Raw genomic sequence first — 16,191 nt, 5'->3', positions numbered from 1 at the left:
GTTTTGCCGTGCTGACGCAGACGCTGCGGATGGAGAAGGCTTTTTGAGCGGCACTACGAGTAAGCCGAGGCCTACGACGAGAGTCGAGGACGCGGTGGAGATCCTTCGGGAAGAGATCGTCACGGGCAAGCTTCCTCCTGGCTCACCACTTCGGTTGAAAGCGCTCGCCGACCGGCTCGGGATGAGCATGATGCCGGTCCGCGGCGCACTGCTCAGCTTGGAGTCGCTCGGGCTGGTGGAACAAGATCCTCGCCGCGGCGCGCGGGTGGGCAGCTTCTCGCTCGATGACCTGTACAACACCTACGAAGCCCGGCTTGCACTCGAGGTCCTCGCCGTCGAGCGGGCCGCATCCCGCTTCACCGACGAGGACGAGGAAAAAGCGCGCAAAGCGCTGGACGAGCACACCGCTACTGCAGCGAACACCATGGCATCGCGGGAAGCGCACACGGCGCTGCACTTTGCGATCTACGAGGCCGCCCGGTCTCCGTGGTTGACCAAACTCATCATGCCGCTGTGGGTCAACAGCGAGCGCTATCGGCTCGTGTCGATTCCGCACCGTGGCGACCGCGAGGCACGCCGGCTCGAGCACGAACGGATCATCGACGCCTGCGCCAGGCGAAATCCTCGCGTCGCCGCACGCGAACTCAGCACGCATTTGGCGTATACCGCCAACCTCGTCGCCCGGGAACTCGGCGGCGAGGACATGTTCTAAGCGCTAACGCGCAAGGAAGCCACCGTCCACCGTGAGCGCGGTGCCCACCATGTATGACGCGTCGTCGGATACCAGAAACGCGATAGCAGCCGCGATCTCCTCCGGCTCGGCGCTTCGACCGATGGCGGTGGTTTCTTCACCGACGGCCTGAAAGACAGCGTCCGACTGCTCCTGTGGCATACCGGCATAGAAGTGCTGCAAGGCCATGGTCCGAGTCGGTCCAGGGACGACGCAATTGACCCGGACCCCATCGCGCGCGTACCGGGTCGCCAGTGACGTGGTCAGCTGACGAACGGCGGCCTTGGTGACGTTGTACGCGATCGTGCTTTCTCCGTTGATTTCTTGCCCGACGTATGACGAGATCGACGCGAGGTTGACGATCGATCCGGACCGCTGCGCGATCATCGTCGGCAGGACTGCCTTGCAACACAAGAAGGCGCTGCGCAAGTTCACCGCCATCACCCGATCCCACTCGTCCACAGTGATTTCGACGGGGTCCTTGATGAACATGTTGCCAACAGCGTTGACGAGAATGTCGACTCGTCCGTACGCATCGAGGGCCTGCGCCGCAAGGGCGGTGGCGGTCTGCTCAACCGAAGCGTCGCCGACGACGGGCAGCACCGTGGACTGCGGCAGCGTCTCGACAAGCGCGCGCAAGTAATCGTCGTTGATGTCGTTGACGACCAGGCGACAGCCTTCGTCTGCTAGACGCTGCACTGTCGCACGACCTATGCCGGCGCCGGTGCCCGTGACGATCGCGACCTTGCCGTCGAGTTTCAAGTCAAATCCTCACGCCGTGGCCGGGTTTGATGATCGGCGGCACCCCCCGGTGGAGGTTTTCGCCGCAAATTCACTGTGACCGTATATGATCAAAATCGGCGTCGTCAATGGCGCGTATGCTCGATCCGACGACTATTTTGATCAAATTCGATACATGGCGGCGGGCTCTGTGCTTATCTGTAGACGTGGCCCGCCCGGCACGGCCTTCATCGCTGACGGATGCTCGATCCGGCAGATCGCCGGCGTGTCAAACGCAGGGTGCCACGCTGCTCGACCTCGACCGCATCGAAGACGACGATCAGATCCAGGCCTTGCTGACCGACCTCCTCGCGCCGCATTCCCTTGATGTCGAACGCGGCTGGGCGCTCGATGCGGCTGTACGTGTCCATGCCATCGGCAGGATTCAACTCGTCTGGATCAAGTACGGCGCACCCGTCCTCATCGACGTGGTGCCATCGGCGAGACCGTTTCATTTGGTGCAGATGCCATTACAGGGTTGCGCCGCCATCGCCACAGCCGACGAGGAACTCGTTTCGACCCCGAGCGTCGCGTCCGTCGCGAATTCACGACGACGCTGTGAGATGCGATGGCAAGCCGACTGCTCGGAGGTCGCCGTGCGCGTCGACGACGACGTGCTACAGCGGCACCTGGAGTCCTTGTTGGGCCGCCGGGTCAAAGCTCCGATTCAGTTCACACTCGGAATGCCGCTTGACACAGGCCCTGGACGAAGTTGGCGCGCGACGATCGACTTGCTGGTCGCTGAGCTTCGCCGCGACGAGAGCTTGGTCCATTCGTCGCTGATGGCTACCGAACTGGAAACACTGATCCTCACCGGTCTGCTGACCGCGCAGCCTCACAACTACTCGACGGCCCTGCATTCCGACGCCCGGGCCGTACCCCCACGCGCCATCAGGAGCGCAGTGGAATTCATTGAGACAGCGTCCAACCGCGCGATCACCACCGCCCGCTTGGCTGCCCACGCCGGCGTCAGCGCAAGCGCACTACAACGTGGGTTTCAGGTTCATGTCGGTTGTTCGCCCATGGAGTATCTGCGCGACGTCCGTCTGAGACGGGCCCGGGATGCGCTTGTGGCCGCTGACCCAGCGTCGAATGTCACCGTCACCGAAGTGGCCTTGGAGGCCGGTTTCATGCACCTGGGCCGCTTCTCCGTCGAATACCGCCGCAGGTTCGGCGAATCCCCGTCCGAGACCCTCCGCCGCTGAGGTGCGAACGCCGCACCCCTTCAGTTCGCGATCACCGAGAGGCACCGAAATCCGCCCGAGTGGAAGATCAAGGGCTCACCTCCGCGCGCCTCGTAGCGCTCGATTTCACCTATCAACATGATGTGATCGCCGACATCAACCGTCCGGACGTTGCGGCACTCGAAATGCGCGATCGCGCCCACCAGGACTGGCGTATCGCCGAGGCCGTTGACGACCTCCACTCCAGCGAACTTGTCCGGCGCGGGTTTTGAGAACTGGTGGGCAAGGTGCGCATGTGCGGCATCCAAGACATGCACAGCGAAATGCGATGCGGTGGTGAACGCTCGCGCGCTGGGTGCATCGCGACGAACGCACCAGGTCACCATAGGCGGATCCAGCGATGCCGAGGAAAATGAGTTGACGGTCATCCCAACGGGTGTGCCGTCGAGATCTCGAGCCGTCACAACATTGACCCCGGTCGCGAACTGCCCGAGGGCGCGTCGCAGATCACGAGGGTCAAACTCGGGCCGGCTCAGGCTGGCCAAGTACGCCGCGGCGTTCTCCGCGTCCAGATACCACGAGAAGAAATCCGGTGGGTAGTCAAGGCCGTTGGCGAAGCGGTCGCCGATCTCGGGGTGCTGCGTGGCGGCGATATGCAGCTGGATGGCGTACGGTTCCGGCGGCTCGAGCATCGCGTTCGTCCACTTCGTGACGTATTGCGCATAATCCCAGTAGCGCTCGAACGTGCGCTGCATGAATTCCCGGTCAAATGCGCGGCCGTCGTGCGCAGAGATCGCGTCCAGATAGATGGCGGCGCTCTTGCTCGCGTTGTTCGATCCCTGCCCGGTCAGCGGATCGTTGAGCACCACCACATCGGCCATTCCGAGCACCTCGGCTCCCGAGGGCAGCACAGCCACGGGATGCCGAACCACCGGTGTCAGACGTCCCGACATCACCCCTTGTTCGTCGGTCAGCGCGATGTGGTGGCATCGATCCGCCTCCCACGGCAAGGACTCGGTCAGAATGCGCTTCGAGATTTCCAGATGTTCGGATGCCGACCTCACATCGTTCCAGCAGTCCATCGGACCGCCGATTACCCCCGAGAAAACCATGATGCTGCAGGGGCCGCCCAGCGTCAGAGCGGGAAAGACGAAGTACTCACCTACGCCCGGCAAGATGTTGTAGGACACCTCTGCCGGCTGCGGATCCATTCCGCGCACGTAGGTCAGCGCGGTGACACGTTGCGGCTCGTCGTACGTGGACCGCGCGCTGTCGCGGGTGAATAGGTTTGCGACATCGCCCTTGCCTGCCGCGATCACGACGAGGTCTGACTCCCTGGCATACGCCTCGATATCGTCGACGTCGGCCTTACCCACGACGAATTCGCCACCGCGCCGGACGAATTCGTCGATGTATCGAGGTATCTTGACTCGTTGATCCACCGACTGCGCGATGGCGCCGAGTTGGCCCGTCCACCTGATGGATGGCACCGGTTCACCCGGCTGGTTCGCGATCGTCATCGATACGGCGCCGATCGACGGCGCCTCGTCCCGCCACAGATCCAACCCAAGGGCCCGCTCGTGGCGAAGCGCACGGCCGAACATGCCCTGACTCGATGTCACTGCGCCGGCCGCGATCTCCGCTGGAGTGCGGTCGCTGACCACACGGACGTGATAGTTGTGTGCAAGCAAGCCGATGGCCAGTTGCAGGCCCGACTGGCCGGCACCGACGATCGTGATGTGGTCATGCGTGCTCAAGTGGGCTCCTCGCGTGCTGAGATCACGAGTCAGAAGTTAGCGTTCCCGCCCACAGCGCTGCTATCCGATTGGCCGCGCCACTATCCGCAAAGCATCGCGATCGTGCACAGATTTCGGCGCCCGCCCTGAAACCGCCTGGCTCTCCCCCCTCTTAGCCGCGAGCAGACATAGAGGGCCCCCTTGGAGGGCCTCAGAGGGGCCTTCTATGTCTGCTCGCGGGAGAAAAGTCAGCGCAGCACCACGGCGGGGGCGCCGCGGCGCCGGTACACCGAACCGAACCGCGCGTCGATACGCAACCACGTCGGATGCGCCCGCACCCGCACGATCTCGTCGTCGGCCAACGCCGGCGGGAGAAAACCCATCGCGGTCAAGGCGAATACGCAGCGCATCGGAATTCCGACGCTGTCCTCACCTGCGCTGACCGACATCACATCCTGATCCAGCAGGGATACCGGCGGTCCGTGTGCGCTGGAATGCTCCTTGGCCAGCGCGCCGCCCTGTTCGGCGAGGTCCAGCACGACGCCGGCCGGCACATCGTCGAGGTGGACGAAACCCGTCTCAGGCGGTAGCGCGCCGCGCCACGCGGAGTCCATCGTGAAGCCGGGTTCGACGTGACCGTCAGGCGCCATCGCGGCCAGGCCGGCGGCCAGTGCGTCGGCGCCGACGGCCAGATCGGCCGGTTTGACCCGGCCGCGCACCACCCGGCTGGCCAGCACGTCGAATCCGGTTGCCGCCCAGGCGACAAGCTGCTCGTCCGAGCGCTGCCGCAACCTGACCACCGCGGTGTCGTCGAGCCGCAGAACGCGGTCGGTGAACGTGGCGAGGTCGTCGCGGTGGGTCGCACCGTCGAGCCAGATACCGCGCTCGCGCTCGGTCATCGCGACCAATGCCGCAGATACTCCTGCTGCTCGGGCGAAAGACGCTGCAATCGCTGTTCTTTGATGTGCACGGCGGCCAGTTGGGTATCGGCGATGACGGCCGGTTTCGAGTCGGGCGAGGCGTTGACCGACCTCACCTCGTAGCCGATGGTGAAGTCGACGGCCCGTACCCGCTTGGACCACATGGTCACCTGCAGCGGCGAGTCCACCAGCCGCAGTTGCGCCTTGTACGAGATGTTGACGTCGGCGATCAACAGTCCGATGGTCTCGATCCTTGGCCCGAACGGCTCACGCAGAAACGGGATTCGGGCCTCTTCGAGAATGGTCACCATGGTGGCGTGGTTGATGTGTTGGTACATGTCGATGTCTGACCAGCGGACATGTACCGGCGCCACAAATCCATTCACCCAGAGGTCCCCGTTCCACTTGTGCGCGTCATGCTGCGGATCTGTCGCGCCGCCACCGACAACGTCGCCAGGTCGTGTTGGCCGCTTTCATAGATCTCGGTGAGCGTGCGTCGCGCCCGCGACACCCGCGAGCTGTTCGTCATCTCCCACTCGGCGATCTTCTCCTCGCCGCTCTCGTTCGGTTCGCCGCCGGCCAGCACGTCAAGACACAATGTTCGCAACGATCCGTAGATGTCGTCACGTATCGCCAAGCGGGCCAACGAATGCCACCGATCGTCGCGTGGTAGCCGCGACACCGAGGTGAGCAGCCCATCGGTGCCGAGATGGTCCATCAGCGCGAAGTAGGTTTCGGCGACCTCGTCGGGGTCCCTCTCGATGATGTCGGCGATGTCGATGACGTCGAGCAGACTGAACTGATACAGCCCCGCGGCGGTGACGTACGCGAGATCCTTCGGTATCCCCTGGCTCGTCAGCTCCTCTGCGTTCTTGCTGACGATCGCCTTGTCGTCACCGCGCAGCCATTCCGACATCCGCGGGGTCAGCGCTTCGACGTTCGCGGCGAACCGGTTCGTCTCGGCGCCGACCGCCAACGGCTGCGGACGGTAGTTGAGCAACCACCGGCCGGCGCGGTCCACGAGCCTGCGCAGATCCAACGTCATTCGGTCGGTCACCGCCACCGGGACCCCGTCATCGGCGGTGGCCCGGATTTCCCTCCACCGCTTGCTGATCCCGAAGATGGCGTTGACCGCGGCGTAGCTGCGGACGGCATCGACCGGCCCCACACCGACGTCCTCGTTGATTCGGTACACGTAGGTGATGCCGCTGACGTCGACGACGTCGTTGACGAGCATGGTCGTGACCATCTCCCGGCGCAGCTCATGCCCGCGGATCTCGCTGCTGAACTGCTCACGCAGCTTCACCGGGAAGTACCAGGGCAGCCTCGAGGCGAACGCCTCTTGATCGGGCAGGTCGCTGGCCAGCACGTCGTCTTTGAGCGCCAGCTTGACGTGCGCCATCAACGTCGCGAGTTCCGGTGACGTCAAGCCGATTTCGGCTTCGGCGCGCCGATTGATCTCCTTCTCCGAGGGCAGCGCCTCCAGTTCCCGGTTCAAGCCGCGGTCGCTGACGAAATCCCTGATCATGCGGGCGTGCACCGACAGCAGGCTGGCCGCGTTGACGCGGCTGGTGCCCATGAGATCGTTCTGGTCCTTGTTGTCGTTGAGGACCATCTCGCCGACTTCGTCGGTCATCGACAGCAGCAACTCGGCACGATCCTGCGGGTCGACCTTGCCCGCGGTGACCAGCGAGTCGATCAGGATCTTGATGTTGACCTCGTGGTCTGAGCAGTCGACACCGGCGGAGTTGTCCAGCGCGTCGGTGTTGATCCGACCGCCCGCGAGGTCGAACTCGATGCGCCCCAGCGGCGTCACCCCGAGGTTGCCGCCTTCACCGACAACTTTGGCGCGCAATTGGTTTCCGTTCACCCGCACGGGGTCGTTGGCACGGTCGCCGACGTCGGAATCCGACTCGGTCTCGGCCTTGATGTAGGTGCCGATCCCCCCGTTGAACAGCAGGTCGGCGGGCGCCTTGAGGATGGCTTTGATGAGGTTCGGCGGGGTGAGCTCTTCGACGGAATCGTCGATACCGAGGGCGGCACGCGCCTGCGGGCTGATCGTGATCGACTTCTGTTGTCTGGTGTACACGCCGCCCCCCTCGCTGATCAACGAGGTGTCGTAGTCCTCCCAACTGGACCGGGGCAGGTCGAACAGGCGTTTACGCTCGTCCCACGATCGTGCGGCGTCGGGGTCGGGGTCGATGAAGATGTGCCGGTGGTCGAACGCGGCAAGCAGTCGGATGTGCTTGGACAGCAGCATGCCGTTGCCGAACACGTCCCCGCTCATATCGCCGATGCCGACGACGGTGAAGTCCTCGGCCTGGGTATCCACGCCTATCTCGCGGAAGTGCCGCTTGACGCTTTCCCACGCCCCCTTGGCCGTGATGCCCATCGCCTTGTGGTCGTACCCGACCGATCCGCCGGAGGCGAAGGCGTCGCCCAGCCAGAACCCGTAGGACTGCGCGACGTCGTTGGCGATGTCGGAGAATGTGGCGGTGCCTTTGTCGGCTGCGACCACCAGGTAGGCGTCGTCGCCGTCGCGCCGGACCACGTCGGGCGGCGGGACGATGGCGCCGGTGGTCTTGTCGACGTTGTCGGTGACGTCGAGCAGGCCGGAGATGAACAGCTTGTAGCAGGCGATCCCCTCGTTGCGTTGGGTTTCGCGATCGGCGGCCTCGTCGCCGGTGGCCGTCGGCGGTCGTTTGACGACGAATCCGCCCTTGGCGCCCACCGGGACGATGACGGCGTTCTTGACCGCCTGCGCCTTGACCAGCCCCAGAATTTCGGTGCGGAAGTCTTCACGGCGGTCTGACCAGCGTAGCCCGCCGCGCGCGACGTGCCCGAACCGCAGATGCACGCCCTCCACCCGAGGCGAATACACGAAGATCTCGAATTTCGGCCGCGGCAACGGTAATTCGTCGATCAGACCGGCGTCCAGCTTGAACGACAGCGCGTTGTGTTGACGCGCCGAGTCGGGCCGTGTGACGAAATAGTTGGTGCGCAGGGTCGCCTGGATCATCGACGCGAACGCGCGCAACACCCTGTCGGTGTCCAGGCTGACCAACGCGTCGATGTCGGCGGCCACCGCCGCTGCGGCGGCCTGCGCACTGCGGCGCTTGGCTGCGCCGTCATCTGATTCGTCAACCGGGCGGAACAGTGCCTCGAACAGTTCGACGAGGGAGCGCGCCGTGTCGGCGTTGTCGTTGAGCACCGTCTCGATGTGCGCCTGGCTGTAGAGAAATCCCGCCTGCCGCAGGTACTTTGCGTAGCTGCGCAGCACCGCGACCTGTTGCCAGTTCAGACCCGCACGAAGCACGAGTTCGTTGAACCGGTCGACCTCCACACGGCCCTGCCAGATCGCGGTGACCGCGTCGGCGAAACGTTCAGCGGTGCCGTCGCGTTCGGGCCCGCGCGTCGGCCTGGGAATGGACGTGTGCGGCACGATTTTGAACTGGTAGATCCAGACTTGCAGACCTTCTGGACGCACCACCGTGAACGGCCGTTCCTCGAGGACGATGACGCCCATCGACTGCAGGATCGGCAGCAGGTCGCTCAGCGACGCCGACCGACCGCCCAGGTACAGCGTCAGCTGCGCAGCGCCCTCGTCGGTCAGGTCGATCAGGACCGGCGTGATCGAATCATCCTGCAGCTCTTCGATGATCGCGATATCGTCGATGGCGTCGGACGGCTCGACGGCTTCCTTGTAGAAGTCGTTGAACGCTGTGGCGTAATGCTCGGCGCGGGTCTGATCGATCGAACCGGTTTTCACCGCGCCGATCAGCCGGTCCCCCCAGGTTCTGGCGGCCTCGGTGAGCAGGCCCTGGATCCGGCTCTTGTTCTCGGGCGAGGTGTCGATATCCTGGGGGCGGGTGTTGTCGGGCATCCGGACCGTGAAATGAACCACCGCCCAGGGTGATTCGCTGACCCGGGCGGTGTAGTCGATGCCGACACCGTTGAGTTCACGAACAAGGATGTCTTGCATGTCCAGCCGTACCGCGGTCGTATAGCGGTCGCGCGGAAGGTACACAAGACATGACACGAAGTGGGCCAGCGAATCGACGCGCAGGAACAACAAGGTGCGTCGCCGCGAACCCAGTTCGACGACGTCCTTGACCATGTCGAGCAGATCTGGGGCCGACAGCGCGAAGAGCTCTGATCGCGGAATGGTCTGGATGATGTCGAGAAGGAGCTGGCCTGGATGGTTGGGGTCGCGTTGCGACTGCGCCAACGCGTCCTGGACGCGACGTGAGATCAACGGGATCTCAAGCACATTGGCGTTCATCGCCGCCGCGCTGAACAACCCGACGAAGCGGTGTTCGACCGCGGTCTGACCGGTTTCCTCGCGCACCACGACGATGTAGGGGTAGGCGCCGTACCGTAAGTAGCTGGGAATGGTCGCCTGGGCCAGCACCAGCAGCTCGCCGGGTTCGGTCAACTCCTGAAGCACGTCGCGGCGGGACCGCAACAGGCCCAGCCGGCTCGACGAGTCGACCGAGGATTTTCCGTCGCGCACCGGGCAGCGCTGATAGCCGAGCAGCACGAAGTAGCCGTCGCCCAACCAGCGCAGCAGCGCGGCAACGTCTTTGCGGTCCTGCCCGGGGAACCGTCCGCTGGTGTCGGTGTCGACCTGGTGGGCGAGGTCGGCCAGCGCGGTGACCAGCGCATCGGTGTCCAGCGCGACCTGACGTGCATCATCGAGCACTGTCGGCAGCGATTGCGCTGCTACCGCCACCGCCTTGTGGTCCGCGGTCGGCGCCAGCTGAACGTGAATCCACGCTTCCTCGACGCCGTCGGGGATGTCCTCGGCCGCTGTGGCCGGGCGCAGATCGAGCAGGTCACCCGTCGGGCTGCGGCGGGCCTGGAAGACCGGGTTCATCAGCGCGCTGTACGCGACGCCGCACCGGTGAAGCAATACGGTCACCGAGTCCATCACCATCGCGGTGTAGTCGGTGACGATCTGCAGTGCCGGACCGAAGCCGCCCGCGTCGTCGCCGGTGTACACCGCGACCCGGGTGCTCCCGACCGGTCGCTGTCTGCCGAGCCGGCGATGGGCGGCCAGCAACTCCGGTGACACCACTTTGTGGGCGGCAAGGCTCACCGGCGATGTGACGATGGCGGATTCGGGCGCGTCGGCGTGGGGACCCCGGTAGGTCTCGACATAGGCGTTCGCCACCTGCTTAGCGGCGTCCTCACTGAGTTCCGGTGACGGCGGCGGGACATCACCGGATCTCGGGTACACCGACATAGGACGCTCCTGTCCTCGACGACACGATTCCGCGCTCCGCAGGTGCGACGATATCGTCCCGCAGAGTCCTCCCTGGCCACATCCGGTCGGGAGGTTCGCGCTGGCGCTGCTAAGCGTGCGGATCAGTCGCGGGTCAGTCGCCTGTGGGTCACCCGGTGCGGACGTGCCGCTTCGGCGCCGAGCCTTTCCACCTTGTTCTCTTCGTAGGCGGCGAAGTTGCCTTCGAACCAGAACCACTTGGCCTCGTTGTCCTCGTCGCCCTCCCACGCCAGGATATGCGTGCAGGTGCGGTCCAAGAACCAGCGGTCGTGGGAGATCACCACGGCGCAGCCCGGGAAATTCTCCAGCGCGTTCTCCAGCGAGGACAGCGTTTCTACGTCGAGGTCGTTGGTCGGCTCGTCGAGCAGGATCAGGTTGCCGCCCTCCTTGAGGGTCAGCGCGAGGTTGAGCCGGTTGCGCTCACCGCCGGACAGCACGCCGGCCGGCTTCTGCTGGTCAGGTCCCTTGAAACCGAACGCCGACACGTAGGCGCGCGACGGGATCTCGTTCTGGCCGACCTCGATGTAGTCCAGCCCGTCGGACACAACCTCCCAGACCGTCTTGTTCGGGTCGATGCGCGACCGGCCCTGGTCGACGTAGCTGAGCTTGACGGTGTCGCCGACCTTGACGGTGCCGCTGTCCGGCTCCTCCAGGCCCACGATGGTCTTGAACAGCGTCGTCTTGCCGACGCCGTTGGGCCCGATGACGCCGACGATGCCGTTACGCGGCAGCGTGAACGACAGATCCTTGATCAGCGGACGACCGTCGAAGCCCTTGTCGAGGTTCTTCACCTCGACCACGACATTGCCCAGCCGGGGCGGGGTCGGGATCTGGATCTCCTCGAAGTCGAGCTTGCGGCTCTTCTCGGCTTCGGCCGCCATCTCCTCGTAACGCTGCAGCCGCGCCTTGCCCTTGGCCTGGCGCGCCTTGGCGCCCGACCGCACCCACGCCAGTTCGTCCTTGAGCCGCTTGTGCAGCTTGGCGTCCTTGCGGCCCTGCACCGCGAGGCGCTCGGCCTTCTTCTCCAGATAAGTGGAGTAGTTGCCCTCGTAGGGGAACGCCCGGCCGCGGTCCAGTTCCAGGATCCACTCGGCGACGTTGTCCAGGAAGTACCGGTCGTGGGTGACGGCGAGCACCGCACCCTTGTACTCGGCCAGGTGCTGTTCCAGCCACAGCACGCTTTCGGCGTCGAGGTGGTTGGTGGGTTCGTCGAGTAGCAGCAGGTCGGGCTTGGACAGCAGCAGCTTGCACAACGCCACTCGGCGACGCTCGCCGCCGGACAGGTGGGTGACGGGCTCGTCGGGCGGCGGGCAGCGAAGCGCGTCCATCGCCTGCTCGAGCTGGGAATCGATGTCCCACGCGTCGGCGGCGTCGAGCTCCTCCTGCAGCCGGCCCATCTCCTCCATCAACTCGTCGGAGTAGTCGGTGGCCATCAGCTCAGCCACTTCGTTGTAGCGGTCGAGCTTCTCCTTGATCGCCACGCCCTCTTCGACGTTCTCGCGGACCGTCTTCTCCTCGTTCAGCGGCGGTTCCTGCTGCAGGATGCCGACGGTCGCGCCCGGCTGCAGGAACGCATCGCCGTTGTTGGGAGTGTCCAGACCGGCCATGATCCGCAAGACGCTCGACTTTCCGGCCCCGTTCGGGCCGACGACGCCGATTTTCGCGCCTGGAAGGAAGTTCAGGCTGACGTCGTCAAGGATGACCTTGTCGCCGTGCGCCTTGCGGACCTTCCGCATCGAATAGATGAATTCGGCCATGCCGTGGTGTTGCCTCCTGAGTCTTTAGCTATCTGCGCTGTCTGCGCGGGTTCGCTCGGGCCCCATCCTAGGCGCGGCCTGTGTCGGCTAAGCCGACAGCGTCAGCTCCTCCTCTGCGCTCACCGCGTCGGTGGCGGAGCCGGGCTCGTCCGCGCCCTGGTCGGGACCCGCGGCGTCTCGGTCGGTCGACCGCTGGTCCTCCTGCTGCTTGCCTCGGTCGATACGCGCGACACAACGGGCTAGATCGGGCCCGACCGATGTGGCGCGCACCTCGACCGACGAGCGTCGGTTGCCGTCGCGGTCGTCGTATTCACTCGTGTAGACGTGCCCGACAACGATCACCGGATCACCCTTCACCAGGGCGGCGCTGGCTCCGGTCACCACCCGCCCCCAGCAGATCACCGTCACGAACAACGAGTTTCCGGGCTCCCATGTTCCCTCGGCCGTACGGCGCCGCGAGTTGCTGGCGACGCGGAACCTGACCATTTCCTGATCGCCGACGCGGCGGTGGATCGGGTCGGTGACGATATTGCCGACGATGGTAAAAGGTGTCTCGAACATGATTCCTCCAACTGTTGCGTGACGACGGCCGCTCGGCGCGTCGGTGACACCGCAATTGACCGTCACCGCACCGACAGCGTCGGCTCGCCGGCGGGGCCAGGCCGCGTGCTTGTGGATGAATCCGCCGTTGGGGATAACCCCGCGTCTGCTCTCCGCGAGACCGACGCTTTGGCTGGTTTCGGGCCGACGAATCGACCATTGCGTCGGTTTCGAGCACGCTGACGGGACACCTACGGGCGCCAGCCCCGCGCGAGCAGGGCAGTGCGGACCTGCGCAACGATGTCGGCGCCGCGATCCTCTTTGATGACGTGGACGACGTGCCAGTCGAGGCGCTGCAGTACGCGGTTGACCTGAACGTCCGAAATGTATTGTCGCCGGCTGGTCAGATGTTGTTCGCCGTCATATTCCGCGCCGACCTTGAAGTCCTCCCAAACCATGTCGAGGCGCCGCACATAGCAGCCCGTCTCGTCGCACACCACGAATTGCGTTGCCGGATGGGGCAGCCCAGCGTCGACGAACAGCAGCCGCAGCCACGTTTCCTTCGGCGACTCGGCGCCGCCGTCGACGAGCGGCAACGCCACCCGCAGGCGCCGCAGACCGCGCACACCGCGATGACGTTTCACCAGCAGCGCGACATCCTCGGGAGCGAACGGGCTGGCGTTCATCAACGCGTCCAAGCGCGCGACGGCCCGGTCGCGTGGCTGATGGCGGCCGAGGTCGAATGCGGTACGGGCCGGCACGGTCACCCGGATGCCCCCGATCGTGGTGACCTCGTCGTCCTCCAGGGTCTCGTCGCGGACGATCAGCCCGCGCTGGCGTCGAGCCGCCGAGACCAGTTCGATCGGAATGTCGTCGTCGACCCATTTCGCTCCATGCACTGCGGATGCGGCGACCCCGGCGGTCACCGCTGAGGGCGAGGCCAGCGACACCCCGGCGATCCGCTCGCGCAGCGACACTTCGTATCCGCGGGGGACGTAGATGCCGCGGTACAGCGGCCGGTACTGACTGCGCAGGTTGGCTCGGGTGAGATGGCCGGCGGCTACGGCGTCGCTGCCGATGAACGGAATCTCCACACTGATTTGGACGCACGCGCCACCGATTGGGCTCCCCTGTTGCCGAGTCTGTCGCCGAAACCGACGCAATGGTCGATTCGGCGGCCGGAAATCGACCAAAGCGTCGGTCTCGGCGCCTAGCAGCCCGAGGCGCCGCGCCTATTGGGACTGGCGATCCCGGCGGGACAGTTCGGCCAGCATGTTGTTGTAGGCGGCCAGTTCCTCGTCGTGGTCGCGGTCTGCCGCGCGGTCGAAGCGCTTGGCGGTGCGCTCATCGCTGCGCTGCCATTGGATGAGCAGGGCAATCATCACCACGACGAGCGGGACTTCACCTGCGGCCCAGGCAATTCCGCCGCCGGTGCGCTGGTCGCTGAGCAGATCGGTGTTCCAACTCAGGTCCAGGCCGCGGTAGAACGTCTCGGCCAGGATCGTCTTCGAGCCCATCAGCAACACCCCGAAGAACGCGTGCAGCGGCAGGGACGCGAACACCATCGCGACCTTGCCCAGCTGCGGAAGCTGCCGCGGCGCGGGGTCGATGCCGATGACGACCCAATAGAACAGGTAGCCGCTGAGCAGGAAGTGCAGGTTCATCAGGACGTGCGCGAAGTGGTAGTCGACCGCGGTGTCGTAGAGCCCACCGAAATACAGGCCGTAGAACCCGGCGACGAACACCACGGTGGCCACGATCGGATGGGTGAAAAAGCGCGCGAGCCGCGAGTGCAGTCCGGTCAGCAGCCATTCCCGCATCCCCGGCGGCTCCCCGCGCCCTGCCGACGGCAGCGCGCGCAGCGCCAACGTCATCGGCGCGCCCAACACCAGCAGGATCGGCACCAGCATCGACAGCGCCATGTGCGCGATCATGTGCATCGAGAACATCGCGGGCATGTAGCGGCCCAGACCCGACGAGGTCGCGAACAGCAGCGCAGCGCATCCCAGCAGCCAGCCTGCGGTCCTGCCGACGGGCCAGGCGTCCCCGCGGCGCCGCAGTCGGCGTACCCCCAGTAGGTACACCACGGCCATGACGATCGCGGCGGTGCCGAAGATCAGGTCGAACCGCCAGTCGAACAGCACCCGCTCGAAGGTCGGCGGTCCCGCGAGCTCGTAGCCGATCTCGACCTCGACCACGCTGGGCTGCACGGGCAGCGGCGGCGGTGGGGTTCGGCCCAGGCCGACGGCGATGCCGAACGTCGCACCGAACACCACGGCCTCGACCAGTGCGAGTCGAATCAGCGGCCGGCGCTCCCCCGGATCCTTCTGCAATGCCGCAACGCCGCTGCGGCGCTGTTGCCAGCCGATCACGCCGAGGATGACCAGCGCGAGGACCTTGGCGATGACCAGGCCGCCGTACCGCGTGGTGAATAGGTCGGCCGGCTCGATCCGCACGAATGCGTTGACCACCCCGCTGACGGCCATCACCACAAAACACCACAGCGCCAGCATCGAGAACCGGCGCGCGGCCAAATCGGCGTGCGAACCGTCGCGCAACGCGTGCACCAGCAGCGCGAGCAGGCCGCCGGCCCACAGGGCGCCCGCGAAGATGTGGAACAGCAGGCTGTTGGTGGCCATATCGTGTGAACCGCCGGTGGCCGAATGCCCCGTCAGCACCAACGGCAGCAGTGTCAGCAGCGCACCGGCGAACAGGATCGGCGTCCACGTCCACCGCAGCACCGGCAGGCTGGCCACCGTCACCGCCGCCGCCAGAAACGCCGTCCACCGCCACGCCCCCGCGACGTCGATCATGCTGGCCACCGACCACACGCTGATCGGGTCGAGGACGTGCAACGGCTGCCCGGAGACATCGGACACCGTCAACGGCACCAACAGCACCGCGCACACCGTCCACACCGCCGACGCGGCGGTGCCCAATCGCAGCGACCTGTAGCCGGCGGCGTCGAGCACGCCGTTGTTCTGCGGCGGGGTCAGGAACGCCGCGAACAAGAAGGCGCCGACGGCGACGACGGCCGCGATCTCCCCGGCCGCCCGCACGAACGGCAGCCCGTACGTCGTCACCGGGCCCGGGTCGGGCAAACCGGTGGCCGTCAGCGCGTCGGCCAGCGACAGCCCGCCGATGGCGGCCGCGACGGCACCGGCCAGCAGGCCCACGCCGACGAGCACCGGCCATACCGAGCTACTGCGTACGCCCGCCGCGACCTGCCGGCTGGGAGTAGTCATAGCCCCAGCTTATTG

General features: G+C 65.6%; 11 protein-coding genes. 2 read left to right on the top strand and 9 right to left on the bottom strand.

Annotated features, from left to right (window positions below):
• Nucleotides 1-94 precede the first annotated feature (94 nt).
• Nucleotides 95-712, top strand: coding sequence for a GntR family transcriptional regulator (locus tag ABQE93_RS16315; RefSeq protein ID WP_069405007.1), 618 nt, complete (start codon nt 95-97; stop codon nt 710-712).
• Nucleotides 713-715: 3 nt separating this feature from the next.
• On the opposite strand, the gene ABQE93_RS16310 is transcribed toward ABQE93_RS16315, so the two are convergent.
• The gene (locus tag ABQE93_RS16310; protein WP_448408928.1) at nt 716-1,492 is read right to left on the bottom strand and encodes an SDR family NAD(P)-dependent oxidoreductase; all 777 of its coding nucleotides are present in this window, start codon (nt 1,490-1,492) and stop codon (nt 716-718) included.
• Between the two features lie 116 nt (nt 1,493-1,608).
• Between ABQE93_RS16310 and ABQE93_RS16305 the strand changes: the two genes are divergently transcribed.
• On the top strand, nt 1,609-2,715 hold the full coding sequence (locus ABQE93_RS16305) for an AraC family transcriptional regulator (RefSeq protein ID WP_448408929.1): 1,107 nt from the start codon (nt 1,609-1,611) through the stop codon (nt 2,713-2,715).
• A gap of 20 nt (nt 2,716-2,735) precedes the next feature.
• On the opposite strand, the gene ABQE93_RS16300 is transcribed toward ABQE93_RS16305, so the two are convergent.
• The 8 genes from ABQE93_RS16300 to ABQE93_RS16265 form a co-directional block, all read right to left on the bottom strand.
• Nucleotides 2,736-4,070, bottom strand: a complete 1,335-nt coding sequence (locus tag ABQE93_RS16300) for a flavin reductase (protein WP_448438068.1) — start codon at nt 4,068-4,070, stop codon at nt 2,736-2,738.
• 608 nt (nt 4,071-4,678) lie between these two features.
• Nucleotides 4,679-5,329 carry a DUF8185 domain-containing protein gene (locus ABQE93_RS16295; RefSeq protein ID WP_448408932.1) on the bottom strand — a complete coding sequence of 217 codons (651 nt, stop codon included), beginning with the start codon at nt 5,327-5,329 and terminating at the stop codon, nt 4,679-4,681.
• Nucleotides 5,326-5,688, bottom strand: coding sequence for an acyl-CoA thioesterase (locus tag ABQE93_RS16290; protein ID WP_448409142.1), 363 nt, complete (start codon nt 5,686-5,688; stop codon nt 5,326-5,328). Before ABQE93_RS16290 ends, ABQE93_RS16295 begins: the two co-directional genes overlap by 4 nt.
• A gap of 44 nt (nt 5,689-5,732) precedes the next feature.
• Nucleotides 5,733-10,595, bottom strand: coding sequence for an NAD-glutamate dehydrogenase (locus tag ABQE93_RS16285; protein ID WP_448408933.1), 4,863 nt, complete (start codon nt 10,593-10,595; stop codon nt 5,733-5,735).
• A 122-nt stretch (nt 10,596-10,717) separates the two neighbouring features.
• On the bottom strand, nt 10,718-12,391 hold the full coding sequence (ettA, locus tag ABQE93_RS16280; protein WP_448408935.1) for an energy-dependent translational throttle protein EttA: 1,674 nt from the start codon (nt 12,389-12,391) through the stop codon (nt 10,718-10,720).
• Nucleotides 12,392-12,478: 87 nt separating this feature from the next.
• A complete protein-coding gene (ssb, locus tag ABQE93_RS16275) occupies nt 12,479-12,952 on the bottom strand; it encodes a single-stranded DNA-binding protein (RefSeq protein WP_448408937.1) in 474 nt (157 codons plus the stop codon).
• Nucleotides 12,953-13,182: 230 nt separating this feature from the next.
• On the bottom strand, nt 13,183-14,025 hold the full coding sequence (locus ABQE93_RS16270; protein WP_448408939.1) for a type IV toxin-antitoxin system AbiEi family antitoxin: 843 nt from the start codon (nt 14,023-14,025) through the stop codon (nt 13,183-13,185).
• A 138-nt stretch (nt 14,026-14,163) separates the two neighbouring features.
• The gene (locus ABQE93_RS16265; RefSeq protein WP_448408940.1) at nt 14,164-16,176 is read right to left on the bottom strand and encodes a bifunctional copper resistance protein CopD/cytochrome c oxidase assembly protein; all 2,013 of its coding nucleotides are present in this window, start codon (nt 16,174-16,176) and stop codon (nt 14,164-14,166) included.
• Nucleotides 16,177-16,191 lie beyond the last annotated feature (15 nt).

The organism is Mycolicibacterium sp. XJ662 (assembly GCF_053484035.1).
This window is presented reverse-complemented; position numbering and strand designations above follow the sequence as displayed.